Here is a 12,598-nt window from a genome sequence, read left to right on the forward strand (position 1 = left end):
GGGACTTGACATGCAAATGTCTAAATGGGTGCCTGATGAGGAATCGATGAAATCACTTCGGCTCGTGCAATGGATGGAGGAATTGAATCTCCCTGATTATGATTCGTTCTATCAGAAGTCCATCCAGGAGCCGGAATGGTTCTGGTCGGCTGTGGAAAAAGAGCTTGGCTTTGTCTGGAAGAAGCCGTATGAAGAGGTCTTGAACCTTGATAACGGGATTGCCCGCCCGCATTGGTATGTCGGAGGGGAATGCAATCTCGTTGATACGGCATTGGCAAAATGGGCGGAAACGGACCGGATGGCCATACTTTGGGAGGGCGAACAAGGGGAAGTGAGGGAATACACCTATGCCGAGCTTCATGCTTGGGTAAGCCAGGTCGCTTCCGGCTTGCAAAAGGCCGGCATCCAAAAGGGTGACCGTATTACTCTCTTTATGCCCATGATTCCGGAGGCGGCCGTTTCCATTCTCGCCGCTGCCAAAATTGGCGCGATTATCTCACCAATCTTCTCAGGCTATGCAGAAGAAGCGTTAAAAACCCGGGTTATTGCTGCTGGTGCGAAGATGATCATCACCGCTGACTCCTTTTTGCGCCGAGGCAAGCAAGTGGATATGCTGCAAACCGTACGCAATGCCCTCCCAGAACTTGGCGGTGTGGAAACAATCGTCGTTGTCGGCGGCAGCGATTTAGAAGCTCCATTCATGGATTGGTCAAGGCTGGAGGAGGCTGGCTCCCTTGAGGAATCCGTCCGGATGAAAAGCGATGACCCATTCATGCTGATCTATACCTCAGGGACGACGGGCAAGCCGAAGGGAACGGTTCACACTCATGCAGGGTTTCCGATTAAGGCAGCCATTGACGCCCGTGTGGCGATGGACTTAGTAGAAGGGGACCGCCTCCTTTGGGTAACCGATATGGGCTGGATGATGGGACCCTTCCAGCTGTTCGCAAGTTTGACGAACGGGGCGGCAATGGTGATGTATGACGGGGTGCCTGATTATCCAGAATCCGATCGTCTCTGGAAGCTTGTCCACAAGTGGCGTGTCACTCAGCTGGGAATCTCCCCAACCCTTATCCGCTCACTGATGGCAAAGGGAGAGGGCTGGCTTGATGGGCATGATTTAAGCTCGTTAAAGGTGTTCGCTTCAACAGGTGAGCCGTGGAATTCCGCCTCCTGGCTCTGGCTCTTCCAGCAGGCAGGCAAATGTCTGATTCCTATTATCAACTATTCCGGCGGCACGGAAATCTCCGGCGGCATTCTCGGCAATGTGCTCGTAAAGCCCATCACACCGGCTGCCTTTAATACCCCATTGCCAGGAATGGAGGTAGTTGTTCTGGATGAGAACGGCCAGCAGGTAGTAAATAAGGTTGGCGAGCTTTGTCTGACAAAGCCGTGGGTCGGGATGACCAATGGTTTCTGGAATGAGCCGGAGCGCTACATAAAGACATACTGGAGTACCTATGACGGCTATTGGGTTCACGGCGACTGGGTTGAAACAGACGGGGAGTCCTGGGAAATCAAGGGCCGATCGGATGATACACTCAATATTGCCGGCAAGCGGGTTGGACCGACTGAATATGAATCGATTCTCGTCAAGCATGAGGATGTCGTGGAAGCGGCAGCCATCGGAATACCTGATTCGATCAAGGGGGAGGCCTGCCTATGCTTTGCTGTCTTAAAGGGACATGTCAAAGCTAGCAAGCTCCTGGAAGACGAGCTGCTTGAGATGATTGGGCATGGTCTTGGGAAGGCATTAAAGCCTAAAGGAATCTATTTCTTATCAGACCTTCCAAAGACGAGAAATCAGAAAATCATGAGACGGGTTATTAAATCCGCCTATTTGCAGCAGGAGCCCGGAGATTTATCCTCCTTAGTGAATCCGGAGGTTGTAAGGGAAATCGCCCTGTGCAACGAAGAAAACATAGCAGGTAATCATAGAAGTGAAGGCGATATGATGAGAGGAAATCAATAATTTGTTGATAAGTCGAAAAGAAAAACAGAATTCCAGCAATGGAATGTTTGATGTAATATAGATTGCTTTCATGTAAACGAGAGGAAGGGGGCTGTTTCAAAAGTCATTCAATGATTTTTGAAACAGCCCCCTCCTTTGTCATTATAGGCTCATTATTTCCAATCAAATTTTATCGATTTTGCTTTTAAAAGATAGAGCCAAGCAAGGGTAGTGAAAGAAATAAAGATCAACATCGTAATGGCTAATCCGCTTGTATAACTACTCCAGGCTAATGAACCAACAGTCATGCCGATACTGCCGACTACAGTAAATCCGAAATTCATGACAGAGGATGCTGCCCCGACATCTGTCTCAGTAGCTGATAATAATAAATCTGAAATCATTGGTCGGAAATAGGTCGATACAATCGAATAAATGACATATGACAATAAGAAAATGATCGGACCTGCATGACCTACTGTGAGTATTAATACCGCTGAAATGATGGAGACAATAATCCCGATATTGATTGCTTTCTTGACAGAACCCGCTCCGAATTTCATGTAAATGACTGGACCCAAAATAGCAGCTGCAGAGTTAATGGCGAAATAGATACTGAAGGTTGTTTCCGAAACACCAAAACCATCAATATAAATATAGGAGGCAATTGCCAGGTAAGCCATATACGGTGCTGCAATTAATGCTCCAACCATTAATACGCTTGTAAAATGACGGTTTCTGGCAATTTTGCCTAATCCCAAAATAGACTGAATGGTGCTCCCTTGCGTGCGTTCATGCCTTGGTAACGTTTCTTGTAAAAGGAGAGCACCAATGAGGGAAATACCTGTTAAGATGGCCAAGGCAATAAATGTCATTTTCCAATCAAAGATACTTAAAATGAGTGCTCCTAAAAGAGGAGCTAACATTGGAGCCAGCAGTCCGAATGCTTGTGTAACAGATAGTACTTGTGACATTGATTTTCCTTCAAAGCTATCTTTAATTAAGGCTGTCGCAATCGCTACCATACCGCCTGCACCTACCGCTGAAGCTGCACGCGCAATAATTAAGAAGGTGATGGTTGGAGAAATTGCACACAGGCCACTAAATATCAAAGAAATAGAAATACTTGCAATCAAGATCGGTTTTCGGCCATATTTATCACTCATTGGACCTAGAATTAAAATGCCGATTGCCATGAAAATAAAAAAGATCGTCATGGTAGAACTCATTAATGTAGAGGATGTCTTAAAGTATGCCGTCATTTCAGGCAACGCTGGCATATATAAGTCAGTCGATAATGGCGGTATCATGGATAGTATGGTAATCAATGCGATTAAACCAGAATTCTTTAAATACTTTTGCTTCATAACTAAACTCCTTGTATAACATATAGCTTGCTATATAAGTGCGGAAAAATAAATGCATCACATATGACGTAATGCATTTGCGGCCATCCTACTCATGAAAGGCTTTAATAGATCAATCTCTTCATCCGAAAATCCCTCTAAAAGCATTTGCTCTGTTTGATGAATACTTTGATAAATAGCATCAAGAACATCTAGTGCAGCGCCAGTTAATGAAATAATGCGAGCTCTCGAATCGTCTGGGTCGATGTGACGGACGATAAAATTCTTTTGCTCCAGCCGGTTTAATAAGCCTGTTACAGTCGGATTCGAATAATTCAAGGCACGCTCAATATCACGCTGCCGGAACACTTTATCTGATTCATGCGCAAGTAATATAATGACATCTGCCTGACTTTTCGTTAAGCCAATCTGCTTTAGATGTTCATCTCCAATTCGTTTCACAAGATGCTCAATCATTTTCACATGTGTAAGAACAATAGGCTCTTTTTGGGAATTCTTCATTATAGCACCTCACTTATAAAAGCATCTTTCGGAATTATATAGCTAGCTATATAATCTGTCAACTACCTTCAATTCTATCGTCGCATTTCTTGGGTTAACGAAATGAAGCAGTACGGTTTGGAATCGAAGTATCTTTTGAGCTTCCATTCCAAACCGTAAAAATATTATGTAAACAAAAACAAATTTCGATTTTTCCTGTGACTTCTGTATATAATGATACCTATATAGAAGAAGTAATATGTTGATGGGAGTACTGAATGGTGGATATTTTGGAAAAAGGGTACATCGCTGCCGTAGAAAAAGCAAAGAATGATGTACTGAATGATCTATATCTTTATTTCGAACAAACGGATGAAAAGCCTACGTTCGATGAGTATATGCGTTATACCGGCGGCCGCTTTGAGCAAATTTGGCGATTGGCCTGGAAGAGCAAGACTGTCCAGCGCATGAACCGGTATGAGAAGCTCCGATTTTTGGAGAGCCGTGGTTTGTCAGCAGACGGCTTATCCAAAAAAGGCATCAATAAGCTGATTGAACAGGAGCTTGATGGCTACCGTACATTTGATCTGCATAATTGGGTCGTTGATTATTTTAAACAATCCCCGCATTTATGGGATGAATTATATGAGGATGTGAAGGTGAAGAAGCAGAAGGAATACTTCGAGACCCGCATCTTAAAGGATAGTATGCTGGATAGTTTAATGCAGGCACGGATGAAATTATACATCTTCCTGCGAGCGGATGTGGCAAAGCATTTAGCGTTTGAGCTGGAGGGGATTCCAAAGGCAAATCTTCATGGGGCAAAGACGCTCGCTGATCTTTTTCACCTGGATATTCAGCGAAGCGACGGTGAATGGGTGCTTGAGGATTTTGAACTGGAGGCATTCATTGGAAGGCTGACCTATGAGAGAATCATTCCAGCTATTCAAAACAGTCTGCCAGATGAATTGAAGGAACAGTACGAGCTGCTAAGCGGTGAGAAAATCAGCCGCCATCTTATATGGCAGCTGATTGGCGGTAGGATTGAGGAGTTAGAATGGGAATTCCAGGAGGAACTCGAACAGGAGCAGGTAAATGAGCTGCTGGAAGCGGCGGCGATTCCCTTTCAGTATGAGACCCATTACCGGCTGTATCACGAGCAGGCGGAAAACCGAGAGCGCAAACGGGCCGAAGAGCTTGCGGAGCAAAGAAGGCTGGAGGAGGAAAAGAACCGACAGCTGGAGGACATCTTCGGCAAGGAATACCGGACCTCCATTTATCAAAATACGCGGTATGTGCTTCATATCGGAGAAACGAATACCGGCAAGACATATCAGGCATTGAAACAGATGAAGGCCGCACCTACTGGTATTTATTTGGCTCCATTGAGGCTTCTCGCGCTCGAGGTCTATGAGGCGTTAAGAAGCGAGGGTATTTCCTGTGCCCTGAAGACTGGGGAAGAGGAGAAGCATATGGAGGATGCGACTCACTTCTCCTGCACAGTCGAGATGTTCCATGAGAAGGATTATTATGACGTGATGGTCATAGATGAGGCGCAGATGATTGCCGATAAAGACCGTGGTTTCTCCTGGTACCGTGCCATTCAAAAGGCTCATGCGAGGGAGGTCCATATCATTGGAAGCCATAGCGCGAAAAAGATGCTATTGAACATGCTTGAGGGAAATGATGTGGAGCTGCATGAATATCACCGGAATGTCCCTCTTAAGGTGGAGGAAAAACCGTTTAAGCTGTCTCATGTGAAGCAAGGGGATGCCTTGATTGTCTTCTCACGCGCGAAGGTGCTCCAGACAGCCTCCCGACTGGAAAGGGACGGTCATAAGGTCAGCATCATCTACGGAAGCATGCCCCCTGAGACAAGGGCTAAGCAGATGAAGCGATTCATTGATAAGGAATCAAAGGTCATCGTTTCAACGGATGCCATCGGAATGGGATTAAACCTGCCAATCCGCCGTGTCGTCTTCCTTGAAAACGAGAAATTTGACGGAACGAGAAGAAGGATGCTCACCTCCCAGGAAGTAAAGCAGCTAGCTGGACGTGCCGGCAGGAAGGGTCTCTACAACGTCGGTTTGGTTGCCTTTACCTCGCAAATTGACGTCATGACAAGACTTTTAGAGGATGAGGATAAGTCGATCAATACCTTCACGATTGCCCCGACCCAGCAGGTGTTTGACCGGTTTGCCCGCTATCATTCTTCCCTTGAGCATTTCTTCTACCTATGGGGAGAATTCAAAAATCCACATGGGACGAAGAAGGCGCCGCTGACTCAGGAACGGGAGTTGTATGAGCATATCCGAAACACCGATATTGAACGACGGTTCTCGCCAAGTGATTTATACGGATTCCTGCATCTTCCGTTCTCAAGCAATGAACCAGCATTGGTGCGGCAATGGATGGCCAACATGAAGGCCGTCATTCATAACTCAGACCTGCCAGAGCCCATTATGAAGCAGGATACACTGGATGAATTGGAGCTTTCCTATAAATCCATCGGCCTTCATTTATTGTTCCTTTACCGGCTGGGACGGAAAACGGAGGCCTATTATTGGGAGCGGATCCGGGAAGAAATCAGTACACGTGCTCACTCAAAGCTCCGGACAGATGTGAAGAAATATCAGAAGAAATGCCGATCATGCGGCAAGTCACTGCCTGGTGAGTACCCCTATAATATTTGCCAATCCTGTTATGATGACAGGCTGCTGCAAAGGCATCATTATCGGGGCAGAAACTTTAGATAAAGTGAAACGACCATCCGTGAGTGTTTTTCCCCCGTGGATGGTTAGTTGAGCCAATTGGGCTTTTATGGACAGTTGACCTCTCACGAAAGCATCTCGATGATCCTGCAGGTTAGTGGGAGTTTTACGGTCCGTAAATGCGGGATAAACAAAAAGCAGCATTCCATGAATTTTGTGGGTGCTGCTTTTTTCGGTTTTTTCAAAAATATTTTATAATGAGAGAAAAGAGGGTGAGGTGTGGGCAGTGAAGGTGGAGGATGTGTTCGGTTCATTTCCTGCTTTAGAAACGGAACGGCTGTTATTGAGAAAGCTGACGAAGGACGACGCGCAAGATGTGTTTGAGTATGGCTCTGACCCTAAGGTCACGAAATACGTGACGTGGAACACGCATCAATCATTGAAAGATACCCGAGAATTTATGGAGTTTTCCTTAGGGAAATATGAGAATAAGGAACTCGCTCCATGGGGAATGGAATGGAAAGAGAACGGCAAGCTGATTGGGACAATCGATTTCATCTCATGGGACATTCGTAACCGAGTGGGGGAGATTGGCTATGTCCTATCACGTGATTACTGGGGAAAAGGCATCACGACAGAGGCAGCAAAAAAAGTGATTGAGTTTGGATTTGAGGAAATGGATTTAGTGCGTATCCAGGCTCGATGCTCTACAGAAAATGCAGGCTCTGAGCGGGTGATGCAGAAAGCTGGGATGAGCTATGAAGGCATTATTCGGAAAGGGTTGTTCGCTAAGGGAAAACATCATGACTTGAAGCTGTATTCCATTTTGCGAGAGGAGTACGATGCTAGAGGCGGAGGGAGAAAGAAATGAATAAACGACTGGACCCGTTAAGCGCTTCTATGAGGATTATCGAGAAATATTTCCCGGATTGTCACGGAGCAATCCTGTCCGGCAGCGCAGCTCGCGGGGAAGTGACAGAGACATCGGATTTGGATATCATCGTTTTTGATGACCGTCTCCAGCACTCCTATCGTGAGTCATTCATCGATTTTGGCTGGCCCATTGAGGTATTTGTCCATAATTTGACCTCTTATCAGATTTATTTCGAGCGTGATTGCCGGGACGGAAGGGCTTCCTTGCCGCGAATGATAGCTGAGGGAACGGTGTTGAAGGATATGGGAGCGTTGATGAAGATTCAGGAAGAGGCAAAGGCATTGCTAATGAATGGCCCAGAGGTGTGGACACAGGATACGATTACATACAAGCGGTATTTTATCACAGATCTATTGGATGATTTAATAGGAAGTCAAAATCGAGGGGAACGCATCTTTATCGCTGGGAGTCTGGCTGAACGATTGAGCGAGTTTGTGCTTAGGACAAATAGGCAATGGACGGGCTCATCTAAATGGATGATTCGCTCTTTGTCCCAGTATGATAAAGAATTGGCGGATGGTTTTATGGAAGCTTTTGATTATTTCTATAAAACGGATGACACGAAACCGATTGAAAGGGCAGCAGCCAGTATACTTGAACCGTATGGCGGAAGGCTGTTCGAGGGTTTTTCACTAGGAAAATAGAATAGGAAGAAGCACATTGCTTGAGCTTATCTCAAGCATTTTTTTGTGCGGTTATGCTGCATAAACTCTAGTAAACATTCATATAGTCTACTAAGAATCTAGCAACTGAAGGAAAAAACCAGCCGTTTAATAGGCTGGCTCTTGATTAGTGAATATTTCTGTATAGGCCGATGACTTTTCCTAAAATGCTGACATTTTGAAGGATAATGGGGTCTAGCATAGAGTTCTCCGGCTGTAAGCGGAAATGATTCTCTTCCTTAAAGAAACGTTTAACGGTTGCCTCGTCATCCTCTGTCATAGCGACGACAATCTCGCCGTTGTTGGCTGTATGCTGCTGGCGGACGATCACATAGTCGCCGTCAAGGATGCCGGCTTCAATCATACTGTCTCCCATGATTTCAAGCATGAACACGTTCTCATCTGCCGGTGCCATATGCTCAGGTAGTGGGAAGTACTCCTCAATGTTCTCGATCGCGGTGATAGGCTGTCCTGCTGTAACCTTACCAATAAGAGGAACACTAACGGAGTTTGCTTTTGGAATATGATCATGCGGATCCATATCAAGAATCTCAATGGCACGCGGTTTCGTTGGGTCACGTCGAATGAGTCCCTTGCTTTCCAGCCGAGCTAAGTGTCCGTGAACGGTTGAGCTTGAGGCAAGTCCGACTGCTTCCCCAATCTCCCTTACGGAAGGCGGATACCCCTTCGTCCGAACTTCTTCTTTAATGTATAGTAAAATATCTTGCTGTCGCTTTGATAGTTTTGTTGTCATCTCCCGCACCTCTTTATCTGATCTTTGTCGTTATTATATCATGAGGGGAACACTAGTACAAACATAAGTTCGATTTTTCTTGTTGACACGAAACATTTGTTCGGTTTATACTGAATTTACGAAAGGCGAACATATATTCTTATTTTGTGGAGGGATTTTTACATATGAAACACGTTTGGTCTTCTTACTCATATACCATCATTTTTACGGTTGGACTTTTTCTTTTGATTTTATTGGCGACTGTCACGAATTTTGAAAAGAGCGATGATCAATATATGAAAGTGACGGTTGAGAGCGGAGATACGTTATGGGCTATGGCAGAGCAGTACGAGGATGCGAATATGTCTACGACGGAATTTGTCAAATGGGTTCGAGAGGCTAATGAACTTCAAACTACCCACATTAAAGAAGGCCAAACGATTATCCTTCCGATTGAAAAGAATGCGGATATCCTGCATTTGGCAGACTCAAATAAAGAATAAACGCTATAATGAGACTAGTGAAGGCCGGGGCATTCGTTCCGGCCTTCCATGCATATCTCAGGAAGAAATTATAGAGAATGGTGAGAGAAATGAAGGTTGGAATTTACTGCAGGGTCAGTACAGAAAAGAGCACACAGGAGACCTCTCTTGATAGACAGGAGCAGGAATTAACCCAGCTTGCCGCAATGAAAGGCTTTGAGGTCGTCACGATTGAGAAGGAGCAGGCGAGCGGCTATGACTTGGAGAGGGAGGGAATCCTGGTCCTGCTCGAGCAAATGCGCAATAAAGAAATAGAAGGGCTTCTTATTCAGGATGAAACACGGCTAGGCCGGGGGAACGCGAAGATTGCCTTGATGCACTGCATCTATAAGGAGGGCATTAAGCTATATACCGTGACACATAACGGTGAGCTTGAAGTGTCTGAAACAGATGCCATGCTCCTGCAGATCATCAGCATTGTTGAGGAATATCAGCGCAAGCTGCAAAACAGCAAGATTCGCAGGGGGATGAAGCGGGCTATAGAGAATGGCTACAACCCTGCCAAGAATTTGTCGAATCAGCATGTCGGCGGCGGCAGGGAGCGTTCAGAGGTCCCAATCCAAGAGATTATCGCCCTAAGAATCAAAGGGCTGACATTTGCCGAGATTACGGAGAATTTAAATCGCAGAGGCTATGAGGTCTCAAAAGCAACGGTTCATCGCCGCTATGCGGAGCATGCCGAAAAACAAAAGCATGTATAATAGATACTTCTTGAAATAGTGTCGGTTTTTCTATACGATGTCAGTAATTGATTTTTTAGGAAAAGGAGCAATATACATGCTGCCAAAAAGCAAAATTAATCGAATTAATGAATTATCCAAGAAGGCGAAGGAAGGCAGCCTTACAACAGAGGAAGCGAAGGAACAATCCTTGCTGCGCGCTGAATATTTAGAGGCTTTCCGTGCTTCCATGAGAAAGACAATTGAGGGAGTAACCATCATTGACCCAGAAGGAAATGACGTGACACCGGAAAAGGTTAAGCAAATCCGCAATAAAAGACTTCATTAATGGGTAAGAGATAGTAGGAGCTTCCACTCTTCGTTGAAATTTTTGTCAATTCTGTAGAATTGGGTAAATAATGTTGTCAATATAACTTTGTTTCATTTATAGTAAGACTGAAGTATGTTAATCGGAAAGGATGTAGACTGACTATGTTTACTGAAAAGGATCAATTAGCGATTACAGCTATTCGTACACTTTCAATTGATGCAATCGAAAAAGCCAATTCTGGTCACCCAGGGATGCCGATGGGCGCTGCGCCTATGGCCTACACATTATGGACTCGTTTCATGAACCATAATCCAAATAATCCAGAATGGTTCAACCGTGACCGTTTTGTGTTATCTGCAGGGCACGGATCCATGCTTTTATACAGTCTTCTTCACTTATCCGGATATGGACTTGATATGGAAGAAATCAAGAATTTCCGTCAATGGGATTCTAAAACACCTGGCCACCCGGAATATGGCCACACTCGCGGGGTTGAAGCAACGACTGGTCCACTAGGGCAAGGGATTGCAATGGCTGTTGGGATGGCAATGGCTGAACGTCATTTAGCCGCAACTTACAACAAAGAGAACTATGAAGTAGTCGACCATTATACATACAGCATCTGTGGAGATGGCGACTTAATGGAAGGCGTATCTGCAGAAGCAGCTTCATTGGCTGCACACTTGAAGCTTGGCCGTTTAGTCGTTCTATATGATTCAAATGACATCTCCCTTGATGGGGAATTGAGCATGAGCTTCTCTGAAAGCGTAGCGGACCGCTTTAAGGCGTATGGCTGGCAATATATCCGTGTAGAAGACGGCAATGATTTGAGTGAGATTGCCAAAGCGCTGGAAGAGGCAAAAACAGATCTTGATCGTCCAACTATGATTGAAGTCAAAACAGTCATTGGTTATGGAGCACCGAATAAATCCGGTAAATCTGCCGTTCATGGCGCTCCGCTTGGCGAAGATGAAATGAAGCTGACGAAAGAATACTATAAATGGACATTCGAAGAAGACTTCTATGTACCTGAAGAAGTATATGAGACATTCAAAGATACAGTTATTGAAACAGGCGCTAAGAAAGAAGAGGAATGGAACCAATTATTCGCAAGCTATAAGGAAGAGTATCCAGAGCTTGCTGCTCAGCTTGAAACAGCTATCAATGGTGAGCTTCCAGAAGGCTGGGATAAAGACATTCCCGTTTATGAAGCAGGCAAGGCTGTTGCAACACGTAATTCCGGCGGCGAAGTGCTGAACGCCATTGCGAAAAATGTACCATCCTTATTCGGAGGTTCCGCTGACTTGGCTGGTTCAAACAAAACGATGCTGAATGGCGAGAAGGATTTCCTTCCAGGAGCTTATGATGGACGCAACATTTGGTTTGGTGTACGTGAATTTGGAATGGGTGCTGCGTTGAATGGTATGGCGCTTCATGGAGGACTCCATGTGTACGGCGGTACATTCTTTGTCTTCTCTGACTACCTGCGTCCAGCTATCCGTTTGGCTGCGCTTATGAACCTGCCTGTTACTTATGTGTTCACACATGATAGTATCGCAGTAGGGGAAGATGGTCCGACACATGAGCCAATCGAGCATCTTGCGGCCTTGCGCGCAATGCCGAATGTTTCCTTGATCCGTCCAGCTGACAGCAATGAAGTGGCAGCGGCTTGGAAAGCGGCGCTTACTAGCAAGAATAAACCAACGGCGCTTGTTCTATCCCGCCAAAACCTCATGACATTGCCATTGTCTGCTAAATTGGCAGAAGAGGGCGTTCAAAAGGGTGCCTATGTCGTATCTCCTGCTAAGAAAGACCAAGCAGATGCAATCCTTCTTGCATCCGGTTCTGAGGTTGGCCTTGCTGTTCAAGCCCAAGGCGTATTGGCTGGTGAAGGTATTGATGTATCTGTTGTCAGCATCCCGTCCTTCGACCGCTTCGAAGAGCAATCTGCGGAATACAAGGAATCTGTCCTTCCTAAATCCGTTAAGAAACGCTTGGCAATCGAGCTTGGCACTTCCTTCGGCTGGGAACGTTACACTGGCGATGAAGGCCGCGTACTTACGATGGACCGCTTCGGTGCATCTGCACCAGGAGATCTATTGATGGAGAAATTCGGTTTCACACCATCCAATGTGGTTTCCATCGTAAAAGACATGTTGAAATAAGCACGATGAAAAGCCGTCCAGCGTGGTATAAGCCCACAGGACGGCTTTTTCTTGTGCGCCCTG

11 protein-coding genes are annotated in these 12,598 nt (G+C 45.6%); 8 read left to right on the forward strand and 3 right to left on the reverse strand.

Annotated features, from left to right (window positions below; genetic code table 11):
* Positions 1–10 precede the first annotated feature (10 nt).
* Complete coding sequence (locus ACY8DX_RS10050; RefSeq protein WP_462406763.1) at positions 11–1,972, forward strand: AMP-binding protein; 1,962 nt, start codon at positions 11–13, stop codon at positions 1,970–1,972.
* A gap of 152 nt (positions 1,973–2,124) precedes the next feature.
* Here ACY8DX_RS10050 and ACY8DX_RS10055 read toward each other — a convergent pair whose 3' ends face one another.
* Together ACY8DX_RS10055 and ACY8DX_RS10060 are read right to left on the reverse strand one after the other, a co-directional pair.
* Positions 2,125–3,318, reverse strand: coding sequence for an MFS transporter (locus ACY8DX_RS10055; protein WP_439803347.1), 1,194 nt, complete (start codon positions 3,316–3,318; stop codon positions 2,125–2,127).
* 57 nt (positions 3,319–3,375) lie between these two features.
* A complete protein-coding gene (locus tag ACY8DX_RS10060) occupies positions 3,376–3,819 on the reverse strand; it encodes a MarR family winged helix-turn-helix transcriptional regulator (RefSeq protein ID WP_462406764.1) in 444 nt (147 codons plus the stop codon).
* Positions 3,820–4,076: 257 nt separating this feature from the next.
* Here ACY8DX_RS10060 and ACY8DX_RS10065 point away from each other — a divergent pair, with 257 nt between their 5' ends.
* The 3 genes from ACY8DX_RS10065 (at position 4,077) to ACY8DX_RS10075 (ending at position 8,087) form a co-directional block, all read left to right on the forward strand.
* Positions 4,077–6,554, forward strand: a complete 2,478-nt coding sequence (locus ACY8DX_RS10065) for a DEAD/DEAH box helicase (protein WP_439803346.1) — start codon at positions 4,077–4,079, stop codon at positions 6,552–6,554.
* 241 nt (positions 6,555–6,795) lie between these two features.
* Entirely contained in the window at positions 6,796–7,380 is a 585-nt protein-coding gene (locus ACY8DX_RS10070) for a GNAT family N-acetyltransferase (RefSeq protein ID WP_462406922.1), read from the forward strand.
* Positions 7,377–8,087, forward strand: coding sequence for a nucleotidyltransferase domain-containing protein (locus ACY8DX_RS10075; protein WP_462406765.1), 711 nt, complete (start codon positions 7,377–7,379; stop codon positions 8,085–8,087). The genes ACY8DX_RS10070 and ACY8DX_RS10075 overlap by 4 nt, the downstream gene beginning before the upstream one ends.
* Positions 8,088–8,232: 145 nt before the next feature.
* On the opposite strand, the gene lexA is transcribed toward ACY8DX_RS10075, so the two are convergent.
* On the reverse strand, positions 8,233–8,859 hold the full coding sequence (gene lexA, locus ACY8DX_RS10080; RefSeq protein ID WP_049671039.1) for a transcriptional repressor LexA: 627 nt from the start codon (positions 8,857–8,859) through the stop codon (positions 8,233–8,235).
* Positions 8,860–9,023: 164 nt separating this feature from the next.
* Between lexA and yneA the strand changes: the two genes are divergently transcribed.
* From yneA to tkt, 4 genes are all read left to right on the forward strand, one after another.
* Positions 9,024–9,341, forward strand: coding sequence for a cell division suppressor protein YneA (yneA, locus tag ACY8DX_RS10085; RefSeq protein ID WP_462406766.1), 318 nt, complete (start codon positions 9,024–9,026; stop codon positions 9,339–9,341).
* An 89-nt stretch (positions 9,342–9,430) separates the two neighbouring features.
* Positions 9,431–10,081 carry a YneB family resolvase-like protein gene (locus ACY8DX_RS10090; RefSeq protein ID WP_049672899.1) on the forward strand — a complete coding sequence of 217 codons (651 nt, stop codon included), beginning with the start codon at positions 9,431–9,433 and terminating at the stop codon, positions 10,079–10,081.
* 76 nt (positions 10,082–10,157) lie between these two features.
* Positions 10,158–10,388, forward strand: a complete 231-nt coding sequence (locus tag ACY8DX_RS10095; RefSeq protein ID WP_049671037.1) for a DUF896 domain-containing protein — start codon at positions 10,158–10,160, stop codon at positions 10,386–10,388.
* Positions 10,389–10,531: 143 nt separating this feature from the next.
* On the forward strand, positions 10,532–12,535 hold the full coding sequence (tkt, locus tag ACY8DX_RS10100; protein ID WP_462406767.1) for a transketolase: 2,004 nt from the start codon (positions 10,532–10,534) through the stop codon (positions 12,533–12,535).
* Positions 12,536–12,598 lie beyond the last annotated feature (63 nt).

The sequence above is a fragment of the Gracilibacillus sp. Marseille-QA3620 genome, from assembly GCF_054950035.1.